Genomic DNA, 25,748 nt, shown 5'->3' on the forward strand with positions numbered 1-25,748 from the left:
GCTCCGGTGGGCGCGAAGGCGTGGATGCTCAGCCGCGCCGGCAGGCCCTTCACGCCTTGAAGCGACGCGGAGACGAACGCGCCCAGCTCGCTGTACTCCACCTGTCCGTCGCCATTGATGTCCGCGGCGCCCAGGAGCCCCGAGCGCGCCACGTGACTGAAGACGCCCGCGCGGATGCGGGACCACTCGTGGGTCTCTCCATCGTCGCTCTCCGCGAAGACGGCGCCCACGGTGGGCCGGGTGGCCAGTTGCTCGCGAGCGAGCATGCCGCGCAGCTCCGCCAGCACCGCTGCGTCCGTCTGCCCACCCCGGCTGCCCACGACGCCGGACGCGCGGCAGGCGTCGACGATGAGGTGCACGTAGTCGGCGCCCAGGGGGTCCACCACGTCCGCGTAGAGGCTCGCCTTGTCCAGCCGGCCTCCCGCCAGGGTGAAGTAGGCGCGGCCCGCCTCGTCCGTGTTGCCGTGGCCCACGTACACCACGAGCACGTCCGTCTCGCGGCCCAGCTCGTCGTCGGCGAGGCTGGCGGCGCGCAGCCGGGCCACCTCGCGCTTCACCTCGTCGGGCGTGGGAGGCCGCGCGCCCGCGAGCACCGGCCGCGCGCCCGCGAGCGTGGAGGCGTCCGGGTCCACCAGCAGCGTCGTCTCCACCCCCAGCCGCTGGAGGGTCTCCGCCCACAGCACGCCGTCATCGTCCGCGAAACGCAGCGCGGGCAGCGACGGGTCGTCGCTGCCGTTGTGGGCAATCACGAGCGCGCGACGGACCAGGGCATCCGCCGAGGCGTCGCGTGCGGCGAAGAGCGCGGCGACCCCGAGGAGCACTCCCAGCTTGTTCATGGACCTTCCTCTACCCTCAGGGCCTGCTTGAGCACCACTGCCCCCCCCTGCTCCTCACCACGCAAGGCCGCCAGGGCCGCGGACGGGCTGTCGGCGAACGCAGCCGTCACCTCCGCCTCGCCCACCGTCTCCGGCAGCGGCACCGTCAACGCGAGGGGCGCCTCCTTGCCTGGCGCACCGGACAGGAGGAAGGGGCCGGCGGTGAGCTCCGCGCGCTGCGTGCCGCGCACCTGGACGGCGATATGCGTGTACGGCGCCTGCCCGCCCGCGGCGAAGGCCAGCATGGCACCCGCCGGGCAGGCTTCACCCGAGTGCAGCTCCCGCAGCGGCTGACCCGGGGTGGCGCAGAAGATGCGCAGGGCCACGCCGGGCGGCGGCGTGCCCAGGCCTCGGGCGCGGAACTCGTCGGTCAGCGCGGGCGACAGCACCATGGCGGCGACGACGGCGGTCAGCGCGCCCGCGAGCGCCATCATCGACGGCCACCGTGAAGGGGCGGCCAGGGGCTCCGCCGCGGCCAGCGCCGCCTCCAGTCCCCCCTCCGTCAACGCGAGCCGCTCCATGGAGGAGGGCGCGTCCAGCGAGTCCTCCAGCGCGCGGTGCGCCTGGGCCCATCGCTCGTAGAGGGGGCCACAGCGGTGGCAGACGTGGGCATGGCGCAGCAGTCGCGAGGCCTGGGCAGGGGGAAGCTCTCCCTGGGCCCAGCGCGGCAGGCTGGCGTCGATGTGTCGCTCGTACCACCTCATGATGGGATGCTCCCTATCGCGCACAGGGCGAGGGTGGCCAAGAGGACGCCCAGCTCCAGGCCTCCAGGCTCGGCCGTCGTCTCCAGCCAGCCGGAGGACTTCAGGTGCTCGGTGAACTGCGTGCGCAGCTTGCGCTCGCGCACGCGGACCTCGCCTCGGGTGAGTCGGAGTCGCTCGGCGGTGGTCTCCTGTGACAGCCCCTCCACGAACCGCAGCTGCGCCAGCGCGCGACCTTCCTCGGACTGCGTCTCCAGGAAGCGGCGCACCAGCGTCCGGACCTCGGTGCCGAGCGCCTCTTCCTCCGGGCTGCGCCCCTCATTGGGCAACTGGTTGAGCTCCGGTGCTTCGTCCAGCGAGACGGCTTCCCGGGACACCCGTCCCGATGCGCGCATCAGGTCGATGGCCGTCGAGCGCGCGACCGTCAGCAGGAACCCCAGGTAGGGCCGCACCCCGTCATAGGCCTGCCGCATGTTGGGACGAAACGCGCGCACGAAGGTCTCCTGATGGGCCGCGTCCAGGTCCAGCGCGGACAGGGACACGGTGCGCGTGGCCCCACCATCCGGGCCCACGGAGAAGCGTCGCGAGAGGTAGCGCAGCACCTCCGGCGAATAGGCGCGGTACACCTGGGTGAGGACGGACGAATCCCCACGACGGAAGGACTCCAGGACGGAGCGGTCATTGCCTGGCAGCACGGTCTCTCCGACACCACGCGAGCCGGCTCGAGCCCAATGCCCGACCAGCCGTCACCCTTGAAAGGGATACGGAGCTTGCTCGCGAAATGGGTTGTCCACGTCAACGAAGGGATGCCGAATTCCTTGCGGCACGACCCAGAAATAGTTGTCGGGACGCGGTCTTATGTCCTCGAACTATTTCTGGGCCGGCCTCAAGAAAAGGGGAGGGGCGAGTGGGGATGGACCTGGGTCCAGGCCGCTTGGAGCTGGGCGAGCACGGTGGCGCGGTGGGTTTCGTCCAGGCCGTACCAGCTCTCGATGAAGCGGATGGGGCCGACGAGGTGGGCGTTGAAGTCCTCCAGCTCCTCGGCGGGCACCCACAGCTCCTGATGTCGCGCGGCGCCCACCGTCCGGACGGGGTAGCGGGTGAGCCAGGGGGACTCCACGTCGAAGGCGGTGACGAAGCCCACGTGGCCGGAGCCGGCGTCCGGGGCGTTCCAGTCCCGGGCGATCTGCCGCGCATAGTCCGCGTTCATCACCGGGTAGAAGAAGGGCTGGTCCGGCAGGCGGGGAGGAAAGCCGCGACAGTCGCTGGCCAGGACGAGCTCCGCTTCCTTCAGCCCCACCGGGCGGTACAGCGTGAGCGTCTCCGTCATGGCGTCTGTCCTCTCGAGCTGGTTGTGGGGCGGGGGCGCGCGGCGTCGGGAGCTGCCCGGGCCCGAAGGGCCCGCCGACGCGGTGCGAAGGCAGGCCCTGACGGTGCGGAGGCGGCGGCCGGGTTCGTGTCCAGCCACTCCGGCCCGTTGCCGCGAAGGCGCGTCCCGCGTCTCCAGGCATGAGCCGCCGACCTCGGGGAGATCTCAGTTTGAAGTCACTCGACGCCGAGCGGGTCGAGCGTGCGACGGTGCTCGTGCTCGGCGCAGTGGTCGCTCGCCGATTGAAGCCCATGTTCATGAGCCGGCGCGCGACGGTGTTCGTGCTCGTGCTCGGCGCAGCGGCCGCTCGCCAATGGAGGCCCGTGTTCATGAGCCGGCGCGCGATGGTGCCCGGGCCCGGCGCTGCTCGCCAATTGAGACCCGTGTTCATGAGCCGGCGCGCGACGATGCTCGTGCTCGGCGCAGCGGCCGCTCGCCGATTGAAGCCCATGTTCATGAGCCAGCTCGCGACGGTGCTCGTGCTCGGCGCAGCGACCGCTCGCCAATTGAGACCCGTGTTCATGAGCCGGCGCGCGATGGTGCCCGGGCCCGGCGCAGCTCGCCAATTGAAGCCCATGTTCATGAGCCGGCGCGCGATGGTGCCCGTGCCCGGCACACCGCGCCGCCCGACGCCGAGCGGCCCGTGGGTACGGGCCGCCGTCATGGCGTCGAGCGGACTTCACCCTCGGCCGGTCAGAACGCCGAGCCGTCGACGCGCGTTCTGGGAGACGCGGTCGAGGAGGACAACGTGTTGTGCAGCACCCAGCTCCCCGCGGCCGAGCCGTCCGGGCTCCGGTTGTAGGAGACACCCTGGAACGCATCCCTGTACTGGCCCTTGTCCTGCTCTGAGCCGTCCGGGCGGACGAGGAAGGCGGTGTCGCCGGAGCTGTCCGTGTTGACGCCCCGGTTGAAGCGCAGCCCGTCGCCGCCATTGGCGTACGCGACGTTGGGCACGCCCGAAGGCACCGCCGACGCGCCGGAGTAGACGGTGAAGACCGTGCCGGGCTGGAGCATCGTGCCCCCGGGAAAGACGTGCCGCGCAGGCTTGTCGCCCCGCCGCGACTCCTCGTCGTGGATGGAGTAGCCGCCCAGGTCCACGGCCGTGGTGCCGGTGTTGCGGATCTCCACGAACATCTTGTCGAAGTCCACCGGGCCGGTCCCCGAGATGTTGTTCGGGTGGGGCAGGTACTCGTTGATGAACAACGTGGGCAGCGGACGGTTCAGCCGGAACACGTTGTCGCTCACGTCGGCGAGGGTGCCATCCTGCGCGTCGCTGATGCGCACCCGCGCAGTGGAGGACTCCACCGCGGGCACCGTCCAGGTGTAGGTCGCGGGCATGGCGGCCACGGACGCGACGATGTTGCTCCACGTGAGCCCGTCATCCAGGGAGTACTGCAGCCGCACCGTGTTCACCCCGGCCGACGTCCAGGTGATGTCGAACGCCACGCCCGCGCTCAATGACTCTCCGCCGTTGGGCGCGGTGAGCTTCACGGTGTGCTCCGGCACCTCCCCGAAGTTGTAGCGGCTGATGATGGGGTAGTGGTCCGATGTGGTGGAGCCGTAGCTGGGGATGTTCGGCCGCAGCACGGCGGCCGAGCCGGAGACGTAGTGGGCCAGCATCTCGTTGCTGACGAGCTGGTGGTCGATGAACGTCGAGAAGCTCACCGTGGAGGCGACCCCCTGGAGCGACATGGCCTGGGTGACGAAGGCATAGCGCACGGTGTCGTCCACGAAGTCGCGGTAGGGTGTGTCGAACTTCCCCCCTGTGCTGGGGTTCGTCGTGGTGGACCCGTCCACGTCGTCGTTCCAGTCACCCACCACCATCACCTTCTGCGTGGGGAGGTTGAAGTCCAGGTAGTCCTTGAGGTGCTGCCCGGCCGCGAGCCGCCGTGCATAGTCGTCCGCCCCGGTCATGGCCTTCATGTGCAGCACCAGCACCGTCAGGTCCACACTGGAGACGCCTCGGGTGATGCGCAGGTCCACGCGCAACGGCGGCCTGCCGGCGAAGTCATTCTCGTACTCGCTCAGGACGATTTGCGCCTGGCGCACCTCCACCAGCCCCGTCTTGTAGAGCAGGCCCACCTTCTGCTCGTTGAACGAGTAGTAGGTGGGTCCCAACGTCACGGTGGAGTCATTGGAAAGGAAGCCCTCGTACCCGGGCAGCTGGTCCTTCAGCGTGTTGAACTGCGCCGTGTTGACCATCTCCCCCAGGCCCCACACGTCCACGCCCGCGTCGCCAATCACGGACTGCACGTTGGCGAGCTGGAGCGCGTCGTCCGCCGGGTCCTCCGTCGGGGAGCCGAACCACTCGATGTTCCAGTTGCCTACCGCCAGCGGGAAGCTCGTCGAAGGGCCCCCATCGGGGATTCCCGTGCCTGGCTTCACCTCCAGGGAGAAGCGGCCCTCCGCCTTCACGCCGCTGGCGTCCTGCACCCGCAGGGTGAAGGTCTTCGTGCCCGCCAGCTCCGCCACGCCCGTCACCTCTCCGTCCTGAGTCAGCGACAGGCCCGAAGGCAGCGAACCCTCCGCCACGGAGAACGTCAGCGGGGGACGCCCGCCCGCCACCGAGAAGGTGTGCGTGTAGCCGTTGCCGGTGAACGCGGCGGACGGCGCGACGGCGGAGAGCACCGGCGCCGGCCACACCTTGAGGCTGTACGTCCGCGTATCCACGCTCTTCTCCACGTCCCGCACGCTCACCCGGAGGGAGAACTCTCCAGAGGCGCTGGCGGGGCCGGTGAGCTTCCCGTCGGCCGAATAGAAGGAGAAGCCCGGGGGGACTTCCGTCTCCAGCGTGTAGCTCAGGGGCGCGGTGCCACCCGTGGCCGTCAGGTGCACCTCATAGGTGGCGCCCACCGTGGTGTCGGTCAGCTCGGAGGTGGGGAGCTTGGGGCCCCCGCCTGGGTCATCGTGGCGGCTTCCCGAACAGGCGCTCAAGAAGGCCAGGACGACGAGTGCCCCGGCGGCGCGGATGAGAGACATGGATGTGGGCTCCAGCAGGGCGAGCCATCGGCCGGGCCCGCATTTGAAACGAGACACTCTAGCGAAATCCCTGTTGCGCGACGATGACACCCTCGAACACGGACGGAGCCCCAGGAAGTCGCGCTGCGTTGGAACGGCAATGGCCGTCCGCGTCGTCCGTGACATATTCGAGAGTCGCGGGAACCATGGGGGGCTGCCGCCGCCCGACGAGAGGACACGCTCAATGGCCGAGAAGTGGGACAAGCAGTTGATGGAGTTCCTCAAGCGCACCGGTGATGAGCTCAAGCGCACGACCGACGACCTTCGCGGCGAGGCGCAGCGGCTCCTCAAGGAAGTGAAGGACCCGGAGAAGCAGGCCAAGGTGAAGGAGGGCCTGGAGCAGCTGCGCACCTGGGCGGCCAGCACCACCAAGGTGGCGGCGGAGAAGATTGAGACCGCCGTGCGCCAGGTCGAGGGCGCCGTGGAGCGCGCCTTCCATCCGGAGGACGAGGCCACCACCAAGCCTCCCCCCAGCAAGAAGGCCAAGGGCGCCTCCCGCGCCAGCGCCCCCGAAGCCCCGGCCACCGAGGCCCCGGCTCCGAAGGCCGAGCCTCGCGCCGCGAAGAAGGCGGGCACCAAGTCCATTGGCCGCGCCAAGAAGGCGGGCGGGCGGGCGGCGAAGAAGGCCGCCCCGGCCTCCAAGAAGACGATGGGCCGCGCCAAGAAGCCCACCGCCGGAGCGTGAAGTTCCGTTCCGCCTGAATCGCGCCCGCACATACCTCGGGTCCGGGTTCCGCCAGTCGTTCCCGCCAGTTGGAACGGTGTGCGGCGCGTGAGATAGTGCGCGCCGTGGCCGGCTCCAGCGAAAAGGACAGCATCCAGGCGGAAATCGGGCAGGACGTCATCGACGCGGCGGTCCGCAGCGTCGAGCGTCGAATGGAGGATGACGAAGTGACCGTCATCGAGGTGGAGGCCCCCCAGGCCGCCGCCTCTGACGAGGACCTCGCCGCCTCCCCCGAGTCTTCCGCGATTCCCGAAGACCCCGTGGCGACTCCGGCGACAGCCGAAGAGGTCGCCGCCTTGCGCGAGGAGGTGGAGTCGCTCAAGGCGCAGGTCGAATTCAGTCAGGCCAAGGGCCGCGAGACGATGGAGCGGCTGCGCGAGGCGCACGAGCGCGCGAAGGATGCGCAGGAGCGCATGGTCCGCGCCGCCGCGGACCTGGAGAACTACCGCAAGCGCGCGCAGAAGGAGAAGGAGGAGGTCCAGCGCTTCGGCTCGGAGAAGCTGCTCAAGGACCTGCTCCCGGTGATGGACAACCTGGACCGCGCGCTCGAGGCGGCGGCCAAGTCGACCGACATCGACAGCTTCCAGAAGGGCGTCGCGATGACGCGCAAGTCCTTCGAGGACGCGCTCGCGCGCCACGGCGTGAAGTCCTTCAGCGCCAAGGGTCAGCCGTTCGACCCGCGCATGCACGAGGCCATCCAGCAGGTGGAGACGGCGGACGTCCCCGTGGGCCACGTGGCCTTCGAGGTGGTGCGCGGCTTCTTCCTCAACGAGCGGCTGGTGCGTCCGGCCCTCGTCGTCGTCGCGCGCGCGCCGGAGGCACCCGCGCCCGTCGACACCACGTCAAACACGCCGCCCGAGTCCGCGGAGGCGCCGTCCTCGCCGGACGGTGAGCCGCGTGCCGAGGCGACCGAGCAGCAGTCGGACAGCACTTCCGGGGGGAGTCAGTAAGCGTCATGGGCAAGGTGATAGGAATCGACCTCGGAACGACCAACTCGTGCGTCGCCGTCATGGAAGGCGGCGAGCCGGTGGTCATTCCCAACAGCGAGGGCAGCCGCACCACGCCTTCGATGGTGGGCTTCACGGACTCCGGTGAGCGGCTGGTGGGCCAGATTGCCAAGCGGCAGGCCATCACCAACCCGGAGAACACCGTCTTCGCGGTGAAGCGGCTCATCGGCCGCAAGTTCGACTCGCCGGAGGCGAAGAAGGCCATCAGCGTCAGCTCGTTCAAGGTGGCCACCAGCCCCAACGGCGACGCGTGGGTGGAGATTCGCGGCAAGGGCCACAGCCCGCCGGAGGTCTCCGCCATCATCCTGATGAAGATGAAGCAGACGGCGGAGGACTACCTCGGCGAGCCCGTCACCGAGGCGGTCATCACCGTCCCCGCGTACTTCAACGACAGCCAGCGTCAGGCCACCAAGGACGCCGGCCGCATCGCCGGCCTCAACGTCCTGCGCATCATCAACGAGCCCACCGCGGCGGCGCTCGCGTACGGCCTGGACAAGGTGAAGGACGGCGGCACCGAGCGCGTCGCCGTCTACGACCTGGGCGGCGGCACGTTCGATATCTCCATCCTGGAGCTGACCGCCGGCGTGTTCGAGGTGAAGAGCACCAACGGCGACACGTTCCTGGGCGGCGAGGACTTCGACCAGCGGCTCATCGACTACCTGGCCAAGCGCTTCGCCGAGCAGAACAACGGGCTGGATTTGCGCAAGGACCGCATGGCGCTCCAGCGGCTCAAGGAGGCCGCCGAGCGCGCCAAGCACGAACTGTCCAGCGCGCCGGAGACGGAGGTGAACCTGCCGTTCATCACCGCGGATGCGTCCGGCCCCAAGCACCTGACGGAGACGGTGGACCGCTCCACGTTCGAGGCGCTGGTCGCGGACCTCATCGACCGCACGATTGAGCCCTGCAAGATTGCCTTGAAGGACGCGGGCCTGAGCGCGCAGCACGTCAACCAGGTGCTCCTTGTCGGTGGCATGACGCGCATGCCGCGCGTGCAGCAGAAGGTGCGGGAGTTCTTCGGCAAGGAGCCGCACAAGGGCATCAACCCGGACGAGGTCGTCGCCGTGGGCGCGGCCATCCAGGGTGGCGTGCTCAAGGGCGAGGTGAAGGACGTCCTCCTCCTGGACGTCACGCCGCTGTCGCTGGGCGTGGAGACGGCGGGCGGCGTCTTCACGAAGATCATCGACAAGAACACCACCATCCCCTGCAAGAAGAGCCAGGTGTTCTCCACCGCGGTGGACAACCAGCCGCTGGTGAGCGTGCACGTCCTCCAGGGCGAGCGCGAGATGGCGGCGGACAACAAGACGCTGGCGCGCTTCGAACTGGTGGGCATCCCCCCGGCGCCGCGCGGCGTGCCGCAGATTGAAGTGTCCTTCGACATCGACGCCAACGGCATCGTCCACGTCAGCGCCAAGGATTTGGGCACCGGCAAGGTCCAGCAGGTGCGCGTGGTGAGCAACTCCGGTCTGTCGGAGGCGGAAATCCAGGGGATGATTTCCGACGCGCAGGCGCACGCGTCCGACGACAAGAAGAAGAAGGAGCTGGCGGAGCTGCGCAACAACGCCGACGGCCTCATCTACACGACGGAGAAGAGCCTGGAGGAGTACGCCAGCCTCCTGTCGGAGAAGGACCGCGAGGAAATCAGGACGGACCTGGAGCGGCTCAAGGGCATGCTCAACACCTCCGACGCGGTGGCCCTCAAGGAGGCCTTCCAGCGCCTGGAGGGCAGCGCCTATCGCATCGCCGACGCCATCTACACCGGCCAGGCGAGCTGAACGAGCACCCCCGGATTTCGGACGGGGGGCGTGCAATCATCTCCGCGCCTCCCGCGTAGGTGAGTCACCCCCTGTCCGTTTCGAGGTAGCGAGTCATGGATCCAGTCGAAGCCGTGGTGATTACGTCGGTGGTGGCGATGACGGTCGGCATCCCCTTTCTCGGGTTGACGCTGCGCTTCTCGCTCAAGCCGGTGATGGAGGCGTTCATCCGGCTGCGCGAGGCCCAGCTCGGCCAGCACCCGGACACGGCGATGCTGAAGGCGCGCGTGGCCCACCTGGAGCACATGCTGGAGATCCACGGCCTCATCGACGACCGTCGCGCCCTGCCGCTGCCCTCGGCCACCGCCGAGCGGGTGTCCGGTAGCGGGTCCTTGAAGGACCGCGAGCGCGTCTAGCGGCAACCCCAGACTTTCCGGGGAAGCTCGTGCGGGTGTGTAATGGGCCCGTGGAATTCCCTTCATTGGAGACAGAGGTCGCGTTCCTGCGCGGCCTGGTGGCGGTTCATCGGATGTCGGACGACATCCTCGAGGACTGCCTCCAGCGCGGCCTGACGCTGGACGCGGGGCTGGATGTCTTCCTCACCCAGTGCGCGCGCATGGTGCACGCGCCCGCGGGCTTCGTGTCCCTGCGGGGCACGCGCGGGCCGGTGCTGACGCGGGTGTTGGGCGAGCTGGGCGCGGACGTCTTCGAGGCCGCGAGCTGGCGGGGGCCCCACCGGCTGAAGAACGGGCGGATGTTGTTCTGCACCCGGCTGAAGCTGGGGAACCTGGAGCTGGGCGGCCTGGGGCTGGCGGTGGAGGGCGGCTTCGCGGACGGCGGCGGGCTGGTGATGAAGCTGGTGGAGGCCATCGGCGAGCAGCTGGACACGGCCGTGCTGGCCTTCCTGGCGCTGATGGACGGGCAGGGGCCCCTGGAGCGGCTGGACGAACTGGCGCTGGACGACACGCCGGTGCCGCGCGGGCGCATTGGCAAGTACGAGGTGCTGACGCCGCTGGGCACCGGGGGCATGGCCCAGGTGCTGGTGGCTCGGGCGCGAGGCCCGGAGGGGCTGGGGCGGCTGGTGGCCCTCAAGCGCATCCTCCCGCACCTGACGGCGGAACCGGCCATCGTCCAGCAGTTCCTGGACGAGGCGCGCATCGGCCTGCGGCTGTCGCACCCCAACCTCGTTCACGTCTATGACTTCGGCGAGGCCCAGGGGGCGTACTTCATCGCCATGGAGCTGGTGCGGGGCGTGGACCTGGACCGGCTGCTGCGCGCGCAGAAGGGGCCGCTGACGCCCGAGCAGACAGCCGCGATTGTCGTGCAGGCCCTGCACGGGTTGCACGCGGCGCACCTGCTCAAGGGCGAGGACGGCAAGCCGATGCACCTGGTGCACCGGGACTTGTCCCCGCACAACCTGATGGTGGGCTTCGACGGCCAGGTGAAGGTCCTGGACTTCGGCGTGGCGAAAGTCCGCGCGCAGCGGACGATGACACTGCCGGGCATCGTGAAGGGCAAGCCGCTGTACATGTCGCCGGAGCAGGCCCGGGGGCAGCGGCTGGACGCCCGCAGCGACCTGTTCGCCATGGGCCTCATCCTCTACGAGGCGCTCACCGGGCGGCGCGCTTTTGACAGGGGAGACGAGCTGCGGTCCATGCAGGCCATCTGCGACGAGCGCCTGACGCGGCCGGACACCATCTCCCGTCCCTTGTGGGAGGTGCTCGAGGTGGCGCTGGCCAAGTCTCCGACGGCGCGTTTCGCGAGCGCGCAGGAGATGGCGGAGCGGCTGTTGGACATCGTCACGCCGGCGAAGGAAACGGAGCTGTCGCGGCTGATGGCCCGGCACTTTCCGGACCGGCTGCGAGAGCTGAACCGGCTGGACCGCACGGAGGCAGGAGGACAGCCTCCGGTGGCGTCCCGCGACGTGCGGGCTCCCCCAGAGGGGTGGCCTCCCCAGGAGGACATCGACACGGAGCCTCGCCCCGTGCCCCAGAAGAAGGCCGCGCCCTGACTCGGGCGGGCACCGGTCTCACTCCAGATGGAGCAAGGCTTGTGGCCCCACCTGGGTCGAAGCAGAGGGGGGGCCGGCCCCACTCCAGGCGGAGTGGGGCTCCCGCCCCATTCCAGGCCGAACGAGCGCCCAGGCGGAAGGTGCCCGGGCGTCACTTCAGGAGCGGCGCAGCGACGGGTCGTCGGGCGTGGCGTTGAGCGTGCGCGGGGCGTCGACCTCGCCCTCGGTGCGGATGTCCACGTTCTCGTGGCGCACCCTCTCGGTGATGCGGCGCTCCTCCTCGACGACGTCCTTGTGGATGACGACCTCCTCGTCCAGGACCGAGCGCTTGGTGATGTCCACCTCTTCGGCGTGCAGCGGGACGACGATGGTCTCCTCCTTGAACGTCGCGCCCACCACGGGCTTGTCCGACGTCGCCGCCCGGCGCTCCACGCGGACCCGCTCGTGGCGCAGGGGGACCTTCACCACTTCCTCCTCCTCCACCACGTCCTTGTGCACGCGCAGCTCGCCCGCCTGCGTGTCGCGCTTCTCCACGGTCAGCTTCTCCCGGTGGACGGGGATGGAGATGTCGTCGGTGTCACGCCTCTCGGAGCCCAGGCGCTTGTCGGTCTCCAGGCGCCTGTCGGTCTCCAGGCGGGTGTCGCCCCTGCGGAGGTCGGTGTCCGCCCGCATGTTGGCCGCGTAGTTGGCGTCCGTGCCCAGGTTCGCGCCAGGCAGCGACGTGACGGAGCCCCGGGATGCGCCCAGGTCCGTGTCGCGTACCCGCGTCTCCGTCGTGGTCGTCGTGCGCTCGGAGGCCAGGCCCACGGCTCCGGCCGCTACGCCCGTGCCCGCGGTGGCCTTGGCGCGCTCGGCGTCGGAGACCTGTTGGAGCGCTTCCTTGCCCCGGTTGAGAATCACCTCTCCGTCGCGAATCTCGCTGACCTCCGTGAAGGCGACCCGGTAGTCCTTCGGGAAGAACAGGCCCCTTTCGATGTGGAATGCGTCGTCGCCGATGGCGAAGACCTTGCCGAGCTTCTCGCCGTCGATGCTGCGGACGGCCATTCCTTCCCTGACGTCTTTGCGCTGGAACATGGCTGGCTCCTCCTGCTGACTGGCTGGATGGAGGGCGCGGTCCACCACTCCATCAACCGGAAGGTGGGAACAGGTCCGGGGATGAACAGTGCCGTGGCAACACGAGCGCGAGGGGCTCGGTCCCGTGGTTGCCCCCGACGGGGGTTGCCTGCCCTCTCCCGGCGTGCATCGCTTCTTCCTCCAGGGGCGTCGTCCTCCAGGTTCACGGGCCCTTTCCCCCCGAGGACCGCGGCATTTGGGGGTGGGATGGGCGCGCGAAACGCCTCGGTCCCCTCCGGCGCCCGGGCCCGGAACCCCACGTGACGCGCCGCACGGAGGGTACGTGGGGGGAGGGCCTGTCTGGCAGCGCGCTTGACCCATGGAGAGGGCTCCCCTAGAAAACCGGGGCTTTGAATCGCAGCACCCCCTGTTGAGGAGGATTGCTCCGCATGCGACGCCTTGCCCCGATGCTGCTCGCCGCGCTCGCCGTCATGGCGGGCGCTTGTGAGAAGAAGACGCAGCCCACTCCCTCCGGTGAGGCTGGCACGCAGGCCGCGCAGGGTCAGTCCGGGAGCACGGTGAGCGGCACACCCGCCGCTGGCTCCGACACCATCCTGCTGGGCCAGGTGGGCGCGCTCACCGGCGGTCAGGCGACCTTCGGTATCTCCACGCGCAACGGCATCGAGCTGGCCCTCAAGGAGGCCAACGCCGCGGGCGGCGTGAATGGCAAGAAGCTGGCGATTCGCGTCTACGACAATCAGAGCAAGCCGGAGGAGGCCGCGCAGGCCGCCACCCGCCTGATTACGCAGGACAAGGTGGTGCTCATCCTGGGCGACGTGGCCTCGTCCAACTCGCTGGCCATGGCGGAGAAGGCGCAGGCGGCGGGCGTGCCCATGATTACGCCCTCGTCCACCAACACCACCGTGACGCAGAAGGGCGACTTCATCTTCCGCGTGTGCTTCATCGACCCGTTCCAGGGCTTCGTCATGGCGAAGTTCGCCCGCGAGGACCTGAAGCTGGGCAAGGTGGCGGTGCTCCAGGACAACAAGAGCGCCTACTCCATCGACCTGTCGGACGTCTTCACGCGCAAGTTCACGGAGATGGGCGGCAAGGTCGCGACGACGGAGAGCTACAGCCAGGGCGACACCGACTACCGCGCGCAGCTGACCGCCATCAAGAAGACGCAGCCGGACGGCATCTACGTCCCGGGCTACTACAGCGAGGTCGGCGTCATCGCGCGCCAGGCCCGCGAGGTGGGCCTCAAGGTCCCCCTGATGGGCGGCGACGGATGGGATTCCGAGAAGCTCTTCGAGCTGGGCGGCAGCGCCATCTCTGGCAGCTACTTCTCCAACCACTACTCGCCGGACAACCCGGACCCCCGCGTGCAGAAGTTCATCGCCGACTACAAGGCCGCGTACGGCGGTGTGCCGGACGCGCTGGCGGCGCTGGGATACGACGCGGCCCGCGTGGCGGTGGAGGCCCTCAAGCGCGCCAAGGACCTGAGCGGTCCGGCGGTGCGGGATGCCATCGCGCAGACCAAGGACTTCCCGGGCGTGGCGGGCACCGTCACCCTGGATGACAAGCGCAATGCCGTGAAGTCCGCCGTCGTCCTCAAGGTCGGGGACGGCAAGACGCAGTATGTGACGACCATCTCTCCCTAAATGGCGCAGCTCCTCCAGCACCTCATCAACGGTCTGGCCGCCGGAACCATCTACGCGCTCGTCGCGCTCGGCTACACGATGGTCTACGGCGTCCTCAAGCTCATCAATTTCGCCCACGGCGACGTCATGATGGTCGGCGTCTACATGGGCTACGCCACCGCCTTCGCGATTGGACGCGAGGCGCGCGGCTCGTTCCTCGGCATCGCCGCCGTGTTCGCGGTGGCCATGCTCGGGTGCGCGCTGTTCGGCTTCCTCATTGAACGCTTCGCCTACCGGCCCCTGCGCGAGAAGCCCCGGCTGACGGCGCTCATCACCGCCATCGGCATCTCCTTCGCGCTCTCCTACGGCTTCCAGCTGGACATCGGCTTCCTGCCCGGCGCCAGCCCCCGCGCGTTCCCCGAAATCATCGAGCCCAAGGAGTGGCTCATCATCGGGGACCGGGACGTCGTCGTCTGGAACTGGCAGGTCATCAGCTTCCTCATCGCGGTGGGGTTGATGGTGGCCCTGCAGTACCTCGTCTTCGGCACGCGCTTCGGCCGGGCGATGCGCGCGGTCTCCTGGGACCACCGGGTGGCGGCGCTGATGGGCATCCCCACCGACCGCGTGATTGCCCTGACGTTCATGCTCAGCAGCGGCCTGGCCGCGGGCGCGGGGCTGCTCTACGCCATCAAGGACACGTCGGTGAGCCCGCTCATGGGCCTGTACGTGGGCCTCAAGGCCTTCGTCGCCGCGGTGATTGGCGGCATCGGCCATGTGCCGGGCGCGGTGGTGGGCGCGCTGGTGCTCGGGCTGGTGGAGGAGTTCGTGGTGGGCTACGCGGCCAGCACCTGGCGGGACGCGGTGGCCTTCGGCTTCCTCATCCTGGTGCTGCTGGTGAAGCCGGGTGGCCTGTTCGGCCGGGTCGCCGCGGAGAAGGTGTGACGATGGAGACCCCCGCGCTTTCCATCCCCGAGGCACCGTCGCTCGTCCCCCCCGCGCTGCGCGGCATCCTTCCGCTGGTCATCGCGATTCCCACGCTCGCGCTGTTCCACTGGTCGCTGACCGGCTCCGACTTCGCGACGTATCTGCTGTCCGTCGTCGGGGTGAACATCATCCTCGCGGTGAGCCTCAACATCGTGAACGGGATGACGGGCCAGTTCTCCATCGGCCACGCGGGCTTCATGGCCGTGGGTGCGTACATCGCGGGCTACACCTCCCTGCAGCTCAAGGAGGTGGCGCTGTCCTTCCTCCCCGTGGCCGCCAGCGACCAGGTGCTCTTCATGCTGGCGCTGCTCGCGGGGGGCGCCGCCGCCGCGGCGTGCGGCTTCCTGGTGGGGCTGCCCTCGCTGCGCCTGAGGGGCGACTACCTGGCCATCGTCACGCTGGGCTTCGGCGAAATCATCCGCGTCTTCGTCCAGAACACGGACGCGTTCGGCCGCGCGCTGGGCCTGTCGGGCATCCCCCAGTACTCCAGCCCGGGCATGGTGTTCTTCTGGGTGTTCCTCGTGGTGCTGGCCGCGCGCCGGCTCGCCGGCTCCAGCCATGGCCGCAGCCTGTGGGCCATCCGCGAGGATGAGGTGGCCGCCGAGGCCATGGGCGTGGACACCACCGGCTACAAGGTCCGCGCCTTCGTCTTCTCGTCGTTCTTCGCGGGCATCGCCGGCGGGCTGTTCGCCCACTTCGTGCCCATCATCAACCCCGGCTCCTTCACCTTCGTGCGCTCGATGGAAATCGTCGTCATGGTGGTGCTGGGCGGCCTGGGCTCCACCACCGGCGCGTTCGTCGCGGCCATCTTCCTCACGCTGCTGCCCGAAGGCATGCGCTCGCTGTTCGGCGCGCTGGGCACCGAGGGCAGCCTGGCGCAGCGGGTGGACCAGATTCGCATGCCCATCTACGGCCTGCTGCTCGTCGTGTTGATGTTGTCGCGTCCCCAGGGCCTGTTCGGCACGAAGGAAATCTGGGACGTGTTGCCCCGGTGGCTGCCTCGCAATCGCAGGGGGCTGGCATGAGCGCGAACGCGCAGCCGGTGGCCCCTGTCGCTCCGGCCACGAAGTCCGCCGCGCTCCTGCGCACGGACGGGGTGAGCATCCAGTTCGGTGGCCTCAAGGCGCTGACGGACTTCCGCCTCTCCATCCAGCAGGGCGACCTGCAGGGCCTCATCGGCCCCAACGGCGCGGGCAAGTCCACCGCGTTCAACGTGCTGACCGGCGTGTACCAGCCCTCCCAGGGCGAGGTGTTCGTCAGCGGCACGAAGGTGAACGGGCGCAAGCCGCATCAAATCAACCTGCTGGGCGTGGCGCGCACCTTCCAGAACATCCGTCTGTTCCGCGCGCTCACCGCGCTGGACAACGTGAAGGTGGCCTGCCGCGCGCAGACGGCGCTGCACCAGTCCCGGATGGGCGTGGGCGCGAAGCTGGCGAACGCGGCCCACAACTACGCGGACTGGTGGAAGGCGCTCCTGCTCACCCCGTCCTTCCAGCGCGAGGAGCGCCGGCTGACGGCGCAGGCCGAGCACCTCCTGGAGGTCATGGGCCTGTCGCACCGCCGCGACGAGGAGGCGCGCAACCTTCCCTACGGCGAGCAGCGCCGGCTGGAAATCGCGCGCGCGCTGGGCAGCCAGCCCCGCGTGCTGCTCCTGGACGAGCCCGCCGCGGGCATGAACACGCGCGAGAAGGCGGACCTGATGGTCCTCATCCGCAAGCTGCGCGACGACTTCAAGCTGGGCGTGCTGGTGATTGAGCACGACATGAAGCTGGTGATGGGCATCTGCGAGCAAATCACCGTGCTGGACCACGGCGAGACGATTGCGCGCGGCGCTCCGGCCGAGGTGCGAAGCGACCGGAAGGTCATCGAGGCGTATCTGGGTGACAGCTACCTGGAGAGCCACGGAGGAGCGGCGTGAGCGAGGCGCAGGTGAAGACGCTGGGTGAGCGCCAGGCATTCCCCCCGCTGCTGGCGGTGGAGGGCATCAAGGTCCACTACGGCGCCATCCAGGCCCTCAGGGGCGTGTCGCTGACGGTGGGCAAGGGTGAAGTCGTCGCCCTCATCGGCGCCAACGGCGCGGGCAAGACGAGCACCCTTCGCGCGGTGAGCGGCATGCTCAAGGCGAGCGCGGGGAGCATCCGCTTCAGCGGGCAGGACACCACGTCCCTCAAGGCGCACCAGCTGGTGCCCCGGGGCATGGCCCACGCACCGGAAGGGCGCGGCATCTTCCCCAACCTCACCGTGCTGGAGAACCTGGAGCTGGGGGCCTACCTGCGCCGGGACACCGCGGACATCCGCGCGGACATGGAGAAGAACTTCACGCTCTTCCCCGTGCTCAAGGAGCGGCGCAACCAGATGGCCGGGACGCTGTCGGGCGGAGAGCAGCAGATGCTCGCCATCGCTCGCGCGCTGCTCAGCCGGCCCCAACTGCTGCTGCTCGACGAGCCCTCGCTGGGCCTTGCGCCGCAGGTGACGGAGACCATCTTCCGCACCCTGCGCGACGTGAACAAGGCGGGCGTCAGCGTGCTGCTCGTCGAGCAGAACGCGCACCTGGCCCTCAACTCCGCCCACTACGGCTACGTGCTGGAGACGGGTGAAGTGGTGATGGCCGGCCCCGGTAAAGCGCTGTTGGAGAGCCCGGAGGTGCGCCGCGCCTATCTGGGCGAGTAGGCTCTGGAAGGCCGAGTTTCCGCCTCCCGGCGCACCACGTTCGTCCTGCCGCCGACGCTTCTGGGGTCCTCGTGACACCTGGAAACTGGCGGGTCTCCGAATCTCGGGTAGTCAGAAGTCGAGCAGTTCGTCTAGCGTCGTCCGACGCACCGCGTTCAACTCTCCCAAACTCATTTCAGGAAGCGCGCCCATGCCTTCGTTGTCCCGCCTCCTTGCCTCGATTGCCACCCTTGCGCTGATGGCCCTCGCGTGCGTCGGTCCGCAGAAGACCGACAGCAGCTCCAACAACTCTGGTGAAGCGACCTCCACGGTGGAGGAGCTGCCCAACGAGGGTGGAGAGACGGGCGGCGCGCAGCCGGCCGCCGCGGGCCCGCAGCTCAACCCCGTGAGCGCCGAGGAGGGCTTCAACGTCAAGATGCCGGGCCAGCCCCAGGTCCAGCGCCAGAAGGTGAACATCCCCGCGGGCGAGGTGTCCACGGCGGCCTACTCGCTGCAGACCCCCGAGGGCGTCATCTACTCGGTCAGCATCGCCGACTACCCGGAGAAGGTCGTCGCCAGCCGGCCGCCCGAGGCGTTCCTGAACGAGGGCCGCGACGGCCTCACCAACCAGCTCAAGGGCACCGTCAGCAACGAGCAGGAGCTGACGCTCGATGGCTACCCCGGTAAGTCCTACACGGTGTCCTCGCCCAACGGCGAGGTGCGCGCGCGCAACTACCTGGTGGGCCCGCGCCTCTACACCATGCTCGTTCTCTACAACCCGAGCATCGGCGCTCCGGCGGCGGATGACTTCCTGGGCTCGCTCCAGCTCGTCAACCCGCCTCCGGCCATTCCGCGCGCGGGCGCGGCGGGCGCGGCGGATGCCGGCTCGGGTGACGCGGGTGTCGCCGCGGAGGGTGCCGCGGTCGAGGCGACTGCTCCCGACGCGGGTCCGCAGGACGCGGGCACGGCCGCTCCGGCCAAGCGCCGTCGCACGAAGTAGTTCGTCGTTGGTGCACGCCCGCGCTCGCGGGAGCGTGTGCTTGATGACAGGCGCCCCGTTCACTTGAAAAGGAATGGGGCGCCCTGGTGGTGCGGGGCGGCTTCCTTCTCCCCCTGACCGCCCACAGTCTTCCTCCTCGGTGTTCGGGGGAGGGGATTCATGACAGGGCTGACTGGGGCCTTGCTCGCCGTGGTGCTCGCGGCGGGCGGCTCGGCGTTGGTTCCGGTGAGTGGGGGCAATGCCCTGACGCTCCCGGCGCAGCGCCACATCGTTCGCATCGACAGAGGTGGAAGTCGTTCCCCCAGCTTCCTGGTGGCCATCCAGCACGGTGGCACCGAGGGCAAGGGGCTGGTCCTGTACCGCTCCGAGGACGCGCTGCGCACCGTGCGGCGCGTGGGGGACATCCAGTCGGACTTCACGCACACGGACCGGGCGGAGCTCCTGGCGGTGGGCCGGGATGTGGCGCTCGTCTACTCGTACGAGGGTCCGCAGCTGGCGCCCTCCCGACGCCATGACGTCTGGTTCCAGTGGTGGCGCTACCAGTCCTCGGAGGACACCTGGACACCGGAGCCCGCGGTGCGCGTGCTGGACTCGGCGGATGACCGCACGGGCTACTCGCGGGCGCTCCTGACGCGCGACTCGCGGGGGCGCCTCTGGGTGCAGGCCTTCCGGGTGGAGTCGGATGGCGGCTCCACCGCGGTGGTGGCGGTGTCCACCGATGGCGGGCAGGACTTTGGCGCGCCCCAGGTGCTGGACAAGGTTCGCCGCCGAGGCGGCGGGCGCCTGTTGAGCGTGGGGACGAAGCTCGTTTTCGTCTACGCCATGCATGATGGCTTCGTGCCCACGCGGATGCGGGTGCGCAACGACGCGGACCCCGTGGAGGCCTGGGGGCCGGTGCGCGAGGCCTTCTCCGACGGCATCTACCACGGCGCGGCGCTGAGCGCGGTGGCGGACGGCCGGGGCGGCATGCACCTGGTCTACAAGGACGAGCAGGAGCGGCTGTACCACCGGCGCTTCGACGGGACGTCCTTCGGGCCGCGCAAGCTGGTGGAGGGCACATCCGACTGGGCGCTCCAGGCCGCCACCACCCGCATCGGCGACACCCTGTACATCTTCTACAACCGCATGCGCGTGCTCAATCAACACAGCGAGCTGCGTGTGCGCGCCCTCCTCGAGGACGGCAGCCTGAGCGCCGCGGTGACGCTCGACGGGGACTCGACGTTCAAGGGGTATCCCAACGCGGTGGACGTGCTGCCGGAGGGCAGCAGCGAGGTGCCGTGTCTGTACGGCGAGGCCGTGGACGCGAGCTCGCGAGGCACCGTGTCGCGCGTGGCGATGGTGCTGGATGAGGAGCCGCCGGAGGAGCCCTTCACGTTGGAGCTGGTGCGCTCCAGTGCGAGTCATGAACTGCTCGCGGTGGATGGCGCGGGCACGCTCTACGGACTCGCGGCGGGAGGCGAGCGCTCGCGGTTGATGGCGAGCACGGATGGCGGACGCACCTTCTCCGCGCGCGGGCAGGACGGGGGAAATTTGTGGACGCTGGCGGCGATGACGAACGGGACGCTGGTGGCGGTGGCCAGCCACAGCGGTGTGTACAACCTGCAGCGCTCCACGGATGGCGGGCGGACGTGGACGGGCGAGGTGAGCCTGGGGAACTACCGGGCGATGGGGCCTCGCAGCTTCGCGGAGCTGGGCGGCACGTGGTTCTTCCTCGAGTACCAGAGCTTCACCTCGTCGTCCGCGCCGGTGCGGGTGTGGGCGAGCACGAATGGCGGGGCCAGCTGGTCCGTGCGCTCCACGCTCACCGCGCACCGGCATGGCTATGCGCTGGTCGCGGACCCGGTGACGGGGGCGCTGTGGGCGCTGATGGGCAGCAACAAGACGCAGGCGGCGGTGCTGCGCTCCACGGACGGCGGGCGGACGTGGAAGTCCCTGCTCCAGGGCTACGGAGCGAACGCGGTGGCGGGCGTGGTGATGGCGGATGGCTCGCTGCTGCTCGGGCAGTCCACGTTGTTCGAGCCCGAGCACCCGAAGCTGTTGCGGCTGTCCGTGGACGGCCGGGTGAGCACGGTGCGGGAGCTGCCAGGGCCCGCGTACTCGCTGGTCGCCGCGCCCGGAGGCGGCTGGGTGCTGGGGACGGCCTGGTCCAGCGCGGGGGACGTGCAGGTGCCGGGGGATGTCTCCGCGCGACTGTTCACCAGCGGGGATGGGCAGACGTGGATGGAGGCGCGGCGCCACGAGCGGGTGAGCGGGGCCGACCTGGCGCGCGCGGACGTGTGGGGTGTGCTGCCCTCCGGGGAGCTGGTGGTGCGGATGGAGAACGTGAGCGGCTTCGGAAGCGCGGGAAAGGGCTTTCAGGTGCTGCGCATCGAGCGCTGAGCGGGCGGGTGGATTAGACCTCCCGGTGCGCGGCGCGAGCACGCCGCCGGGAGGCTGGCATGTGGGACCCGTCGCAGTACACGCGCTTCCGCGATGAGCGGAAGCGGCCCTTCTTCGAGCTGCTGTCGCGGGTGGACGTGGCCGCCCCGACGCACGTCGCCGACCTGGGGTGCGGGACGGGGGATTTGACGCGCGTGCTGGCCGAGCGCTGGCCCGGCGCGACGGTGTACGGCGTGGACTCCTCGGTGGAGATGGTGGAGGAGGCGCGCCGCCGCCCCGCGCCGGGCTCCCTGCGCTTCGAGGTGGGGGAACTCGCGGGCTGGGCGCCTCCCGTGCCGCTGGACGTGCTGGTGTCGAACGCGGCGCTGCACTGGGTGCCGGACCATGCGGCGCTGATGGCGCGACTGGTGGCGAAGCTTTCGCCGAACGCCGTGCTGGCCTTCCAGGTGCCGGCCAACTTCGATGCGCCCTCGCACCGCCTCGTCGACGAGGTGAAGGCGCTGCCGCGCTTCGCCCGGGTGCTCGCGCCCGTGAGGCGGCGGCCCGTGGAGACGCTGGAGACGTACGAGTCGCTGCTGGCGGGGCGGGGGATGACGGTGGATGCGTGGGAGACCACGTACCTGCACCTGCTGCCGGGTGAGGACGCGGTGTTGCAGTGGTTGTTGGGGACGACGCTGCGGCCGGTGTTGGCGGCGCTGGGTGAGGCGGAGCGACAGGCGTTCCTGGAGGAGCTGGGGCCGCGCCTACGCGACGCGTACCCCGCTCACTCGCGGGGCACTCCGTTCCTGTTCACCCGCCGCTTCGTGGTGGCGCGGCGGGGGACTTGAGCGCTCGCGTCCTCAGGGCCAGGCGGGCCAGCGCAGGATTCGCCCGCCGATGCCCACCACCCAGAGGTCGTCGGGGCCCGTGCCGGTGATGTCGTTGAGGCGCCCTCCGGAGGCCGCGTAAATCTCCGTCCACGTCTGTCCGTTGTAGCGGTAGATGTGGCCGTTCGCGCACGTCGCATAGGCGGACCCCGCGCCGAAGGCGATGACCGAGGTCAGGTCATGGGCGTTGGGGAAGCCCTGTTTGACCCACTGCGTGCCGTTGACCTTGCGCAGGACGGTGCCTCCGTCGCCCACGGCGAAAGCGACCTGGTCGTTCACCACCCAGACGGCCCGCAGGGGGCGTGCACCGGAGGTGTTCTGCTCCGCGTTCTCCGTCTCCCAGCGGCTGTTGGCGGGGTTGAACCGGAAGACGCGAGGCGTGTTCGAGGCGCCACCCACCAACAGCAGGTGGCTCTGGGTGCTCCCGTGGATGTTGTAGACGCTGGGGAGCGCGTTGTTCGCGGCGTTGTAGCTCAGGGTTCCGCCGCCATCCCAGGTGAAGGACGTGCCAGTGGTCTCGTTGTCCTCGCCCGTGGGCGAGTTGGCACCGTAGAGCGTGAGGACGTTGTTGGTTCGCAGCCCGGTCATTCCAAAAATCCACCGGTTGTCGTCACTGATGTCGGAGCAGCCCGCGGCGGTGGTGTCCTGGTGGGCCTTCTTGCCGCCCTCGGAGCCGAGCCACGCGCGGCCCGTGGTGGGGTCCGCCCAGATGGCGCGCCATTGGGTGTCGTCGGCGCCGCAGCTGTCATCCGTGATGACCGTGAAGTTCGTGCCGGTGGGCAGCAGCCGCGCGCGACGGTTGTCATCACCCCCGACCCACACTCCGCCGCGAGTCCATGAAGAGGCCGCGTACCAGTCCTTCATCCCCCCCGAGCCCACGTTCCTGCTGGTCCATGCGGGAGCGTTTCCGCCCGGGCAGACGCTCTGGAGTTCCTTCTGGCCGTCGCAGTCGTTGTCCAGGTCATCACACAGCTCGGTGGCGCCGGGATGGGTCCGCGAGTCGCCGTCGTTGCAGTCCGAGCTGTTGGTGACATAGGCGCCCGCGGGCTTCACGCAGGACTGCACGATGCCGGTGTTGCCACCAAAGGTGTCGCCGTCCTCGTCCGGGTACCACAGGGTGGCCACCGAGGATGTCACACACTCCAGGGCCGTCTGGACGCTGTTGCACTGATTCGTTCCCTGGCACTGGAACGAATCCGTGCACTGCTGCGTGAGCGTGGGGAAGCCCTCGTCCTTCACTCCGTCGCAGTTGGTGTCCACGTCATCGCAGAGGTCGGTGAGCCCTGGGCGGATGTCGCGGTTCGTGTCGTCGCAATCGTCCGGAGCGCCGGTGGTGTAGCCGTCGGGCGTGGCGCCGCAGACGATGAGGGGCGTCGAGTCCTTCTTGCCGTGGCCGTCCTGGTCCCCGTCCAGATACACATTCCTGCTGGGCGGGGTGTCGCAGAACCGGGCGCGGTCCGTCGTGCCGCAGCGGAAGACACCGGAGCAGTCCGCCGACGTCGAGCAGGCCTCTCCCAGCTGGAAGTGGACCGTGTCGCCGACGCCGTCACAGTTGTCGTCCACGTCGTCGCAGAGCTCCTCGGCGCCTGGATTGATGGCGAGCACGTCGTCCCGACAGTCGGTGCCGTTGCTGCTCTCTCCGACGTAGCCATCCTGGTCCGCGTCCGTGGCCTGCAGGGACAGCGTGACGGCATGCACGGTGTCGAGCTCCACCGTCACGCGCTGCGAGTCGGAGACCACGGCCTTGCCTTCGCAGGATTGCTCGAAGGCCGTGGCGCGCACTCCCACGGACGCTCCCCAGTCGAGAGGAGGTATCAGCGCGACCATCATGCTGCCGCCGTCGGCGCGAGTCCCCTTCACCTCCGTGCCCACGATGTCCTTGCCGCGTGTCTGCCCGCTGGCCACGTCGAACGCCTCCACCCGGAGGCATCCCGGGAGGAAGGGGCCGTACTTCACCGTGACCTTGACCGCGCCCTGGGTGACGTCCTTCTTGCAGCCAGCGAGGAGGAGGAGGGGGAGGACGAGCAGGAGGCGTCGCATGAAACGAAGTGTATCCGCGCTTCCGGGCTCGGCTCACCTTCTCCGAGTCAGGGTTGAATACACCCCTGGATATTCATGACCCGGGCTGGCGCTCACTCGGGAAATCCGAGTGAACCACCGACAACCGCGCATCACGAGCAATGCTCGCGGGTGTTATCAGTTCCTGCTCCAGCGGAACCTGGGCGCCGTAGCGCTCGCGCATCTGCTGTTTCAGGCCGGCCACGTCGAGCGAGCCCAGGGCTTCCATTGCTCCGTATTCCACGCCCGCGCCCTGGGCGTAGGCCTTGCGTACCAGCTCCGAGCAATACATCGCCTCGTCGCCCCAGCCGAAGCGCCAGTCATAGGGCTTGCCCAGGTGGGACTTCGCCGCCGTCAGTGCGCGCTGCCGCTGCTCGGCGTCGAGTCCCTGGGGGCGCAGCACGAGGATGTGGCCCTTCACGCCGCGCGCCTTCCACTTCGCGAACGGGATGCGCTGCACCGGCTGCACGGCCTCCACCACGAACACGCCCTGTGCCGTCACCTCCACCAGCCCTACGTGAGACAGCGCGCTGTGCGTGGCCGCCCGGATGGCTTGGGACTGCCGCGAGCGCGAGGTGTGCAACACGACGTCCCCGGTCTGGAGCTTCGCCGCAAGGTCCTCCCGTGGCGCCGCGACCGCGCTGAGTCCCCACAACCACACTCCCCACAACACGAGCCAACGCATGGACCCTGTCCTTTCCGGCGTTTGCCACGCCGGCTGACTCACGGTGCAGCCCCGATGCCAGGGCTCATTCCCACGCCCCCATCCGAGATGCATGTGACGTCCCTGTCGCCGACGGTGTTCCCTGGAGGAGTGAGCGCGCGCGTGCAGTCGTCAGGCGATGCGCGTCAGCGGCACTTCGGCCACGCGGTGATACTCCGGGCCACGGCTCTCGAAGAGGACGAGCCGGTCCACGCGGCCCTGGCCCAGGTCCGTGCCGGACAGGGCCTTCACGCACTCGAGCAGCGCCGGGTCTCCGGACGACGTGTGGCTCCGGGCCAGCGTCAGGTGCGGCGCGTAGTCGCGGTACTCCGACTCGAAGCCGAGCGGCTGCAACTGCTCCGCCGTGTCGGCCTGCAGGGCCTTGAGCGCGTTGGTCTCTCCATGCACGTCCGCCCAGAGCACTCGCGGATGCGTGGGCGTGCCGAAGGTGCCGCCTCCGCCCACCGACAACGTGAAGGGCGCGTGCCGGGGGCCGACCGAGGCCAGCGCCTCACGGATGGCGGGCAGTCGCGAGGCCTCCACTTCCCCCAGGAACACGAGCGTGAGGTGGATGCCTTCGACTCGCACGAAGCGGGCGTGGTTCGCGAGCTGGCGCAGCCGCTTCAGCTCGGCGGCGACCCGGGCCTCGATGGTGGTCCCCAACGTGACGGCGGTGAACAGTCGCATGGCTCAGCGCTTTCTCGCGGACCCGCGCGGCCAGAGCGCGTAGGCCCAGAAGGGGATGAAGGCGAGCAGCTCCGCGCCGACGACATACAGCCCGCGCGGCGACAGCATGCCCGCGCCAATGGGCGACACCGGCAATGGACGCACGGGCGCGAACAGCCGCGCATTCGAGAAAGGCCACAGCAACGCCGCGCCCAGCCCGCCATCCGTCAGCGAGTCCAGGAGCCCGTGGCTCGCCACCGCGAGGAACGCCAGCCCACCCCAGCGGCCCGCGGG

General features: G+C 69.5%; 22 protein-coding genes and 1 pseudogene. 13 read left to right on the forward strand and 10 right to left on the reverse strand.

Annotated features, from left to right (window positions below; genetic code table 11):
* From HR086_RS24295 to HR086_RS48680, 5 genes and pseudogenes are all read right to left on the reverse strand, one after another.
* Positions 1-836: pseudogene (locus HR086_RS24295) on the reverse strand (caspase family protein); the annotation flags it as partial.
* Complete coding sequence (locus HR086_RS24300) at positions 833-1,579, reverse strand: hypothetical protein (protein WP_174460875.1); 747 nt, start codon at positions 1,577-1,579, stop codon at positions 833-835. The gene HR086_RS24300 and the pseudogene HR086_RS24295, both read right to left, overlap by 4 nt.
* The gene (locus tag HR086_RS24305; protein ID WP_174454143.1) at positions 1,576-2,271 is read right to left on the reverse strand and encodes a sigma-70 family RNA polymerase sigma factor; all 696 of its coding nucleotides are present in this window, start codon (positions 2,269-2,271) and stop codon (positions 1,576-1,578) included. The genes HR086_RS24300 and HR086_RS24305 overlap by 4 nt, the downstream gene beginning before the upstream one ends.
* 191 nt (positions 2,272-2,462) lie before the next feature.
* The gene (locus tag HR086_RS24310; RefSeq protein WP_174466790.1) at positions 2,463-2,906 is read right to left on the reverse strand and encodes a hypothetical protein; all 444 of its coding nucleotides are present in this window, start codon (positions 2,904-2,906) and stop codon (positions 2,463-2,465) included.
* A 732-nt stretch (positions 2,907-3,638) separates the two neighbouring features.
* Entirely contained in the window at positions 3,639-5,924 is a 2,286-nt protein-coding gene (locus HR086_RS48680) for a lamin tail domain-containing protein (protein ID WP_254626460.1), read from the reverse strand.
* Positions 5,925-6,147: 223 nt separating this feature from the next.
* On the opposite strand from HR086_RS48680, the gene HR086_RS24320 reads away from it, so the two are divergent.
* The 5 genes from HR086_RS24320 (at position 6,148) to HR086_RS24340 (ending at position 11,456) form a co-directional block, all read left to right on the forward strand.
* A complete protein-coding gene (locus tag HR086_RS24320) occupies positions 6,148-6,648 on the forward strand; it encodes a transcriptional regulator (RefSeq protein WP_174466791.1) in 501 nt (166 codons plus the stop codon).
* 95 nt (positions 6,649-6,743) lie between these two features.
* Positions 6,744-7,637 carry a nucleotide exchange factor GrpE gene (gene grpE / locus HR086_RS24325; protein ID WP_174460877.1) on the forward strand — a complete coding sequence of 298 codons (894 nt, stop codon included), beginning with the start codon at positions 6,744-6,746 and terminating at the stop codon, positions 7,635-7,637.
* Positions 7,638-7,642: 5 nt separating this feature from the next.
* Positions 7,643-9,466, forward strand: a complete 1,824-nt coding sequence (dnaK, locus tag HR086_RS24330) for a molecular chaperone DnaK (protein ID WP_141642005.1) — start codon at positions 7,643-7,645, stop codon at positions 9,464-9,466.
* 95 nt (positions 9,467-9,561) lie between these two features.
* Positions 9,562-9,861 carry a hypothetical protein gene (locus tag HR086_RS24335; protein WP_174454147.1) on the forward strand — a complete coding sequence of 100 codons (300 nt, stop codon included), beginning with the start codon at positions 9,562-9,564 and terminating at the stop codon, positions 9,859-9,861.
* Positions 9,862-9,974: 113 nt separating this feature from the next.
* Positions 9,975-11,456 (forward strand): serine/threonine-protein kinase, encoded by a 1,482-nt coding sequence (locus tag HR086_RS24340; protein WP_254614211.1) that lies wholly within the window; start codon positions 9,975-9,977, stop codon positions 11,454-11,456.
* 156 nt (positions 11,457-11,612) lie between these two features.
* On the opposite strand, the gene HR086_RS24345 is transcribed toward HR086_RS24340, so the two are convergent.
* Positions 11,613-12,530: a YsnF/AvaK domain-containing protein gene (locus HR086_RS24345; RefSeq protein WP_174454149.1), complete on the reverse strand. Its 918-nt coding sequence runs from the start codon at positions 12,528-12,530 to the stop codon at positions 11,613-11,615.
* 428 nt (positions 12,531-12,958) lie between these two features.
* Between HR086_RS24345 and HR086_RS24350 the strand changes: the two genes are divergently transcribed.
* From HR086_RS24350 to HR086_RS24385, 8 genes are all read left to right on the forward strand, one after another.
* Positions 12,959-14,170, forward strand: a complete 1,212-nt coding sequence (locus HR086_RS24350) for an ABC transporter substrate-binding protein (protein WP_174454150.1) — start codon at positions 12,959-12,961, stop codon at positions 14,168-14,170.
* Entirely contained in the window at positions 14,171-15,091 is a 921-nt protein-coding gene (locus tag HR086_RS24355; RefSeq protein ID WP_141642010.1) for a branched-chain amino acid ABC transporter permease, read from the forward strand. It abuts the gene before it with no gap.
* Positions 15,092-15,093: 2 nt separating this feature from the next.
* Positions 15,094-16,158 carry a branched-chain amino acid ABC transporter permease gene (locus tag HR086_RS24360; protein WP_174466792.1) on the forward strand — a complete coding sequence of 355 codons (1,065 nt, stop codon included), beginning with the start codon at positions 15,094-15,096 and terminating at the stop codon, positions 16,156-16,158.
* Positions 16,155-17,051 (forward strand): ABC transporter ATP-binding protein, encoded by an 897-nt coding sequence (locus HR086_RS24365; RefSeq protein ID WP_141642011.1) that lies wholly within the window; start codon positions 16,155-16,157, stop codon positions 17,049-17,051. The genes HR086_RS24360 and HR086_RS24365 overlap by 4 nt, the downstream gene beginning before the upstream one ends.
* Before the next feature lie 47 nt (positions 17,052-17,098).
* Entirely contained in the window at positions 17,099-17,803 is a 705-nt protein-coding gene (locus HR086_RS24370; RefSeq protein ID WP_368773767.1) for an ABC transporter ATP-binding protein, read from the forward strand.
* A 190-nt stretch (positions 17,804-17,993) separates the two neighbouring features.
* On the forward strand, positions 17,994-18,782 hold the full coding sequence (locus HR086_RS24375) for a hypothetical protein (protein WP_174454152.1): 789 nt from the start codon (positions 17,994-17,996) through the stop codon (positions 18,780-18,782).
* Between the two features lie 159 nt (positions 18,783-18,941).
* Positions 18,942-21,161 (forward strand): sialidase family protein, encoded by a 2,220-nt coding sequence (locus HR086_RS24380; protein ID WP_174466793.1) that lies wholly within the window; start codon positions 18,942-18,944, stop codon positions 21,159-21,161.
* A 59-nt stretch (positions 21,162-21,220) separates the two neighbouring features.
* On the forward strand, positions 21,221-21,988 hold the full coding sequence (locus HR086_RS24385; RefSeq protein WP_174466794.1) for a methyltransferase domain-containing protein: 768 nt from the start codon (positions 21,221-21,223) through the stop codon (positions 21,986-21,988).
* Between the two features lie 12 nt (positions 21,989-22,000).
* Here the strand turns inward: HR086_RS24385 and HR086_RS24390 are convergent, their stop codons facing one another.
* The 4 genes from HR086_RS24390 to HR086_RS24405 all read right to left on the reverse strand — a co-directional run.
* Positions 22,001-24,067, reverse strand: a complete 2,067-nt coding sequence (locus HR086_RS24390; RefSeq protein WP_174466795.1) for a MopE-related protein — start codon at positions 24,065-24,067, stop codon at positions 22,001-22,003.
* Positions 24,068-24,140: 73 nt separating this feature from the next.
* Positions 24,141-24,770 (reverse strand): YiiX family permuted papain-like enzyme, encoded by a 630-nt coding sequence (locus tag HR086_RS24395; protein WP_174466796.1) that lies wholly within the window; start codon positions 24,768-24,770, stop codon positions 24,141-24,143.
* A 150-nt stretch (positions 24,771-24,920) separates the two neighbouring features.
* Entirely contained in the window at positions 24,921-25,475 is a 555-nt protein-coding gene (thpR, locus tag HR086_RS24400) for an RNA 2',3'-cyclic phosphodiesterase (RefSeq protein ID WP_174466797.1), read from the reverse strand.
* A 3-nt stretch (positions 25,476-25,478) separates the two neighbouring features.
* On the reverse strand, positions 25,479-25,748 hold a 270-nt coding region (locus tag HR086_RS24405), incomplete at its 5' end, for a metal-dependent hydrolase (RefSeq protein WP_174466798.1).

The organism is Myxococcus sp. CA039A, from assembly GCF_013336645.1.
Lineage (GTDB): Bacteria > Myxococcota > Myxococcia > Myxococcales > Myxococcaceae > Myxococcus > Myxococcus llanfairpwllgwyngyllgogerychwyrndrobwllllantysiliogogogochensis.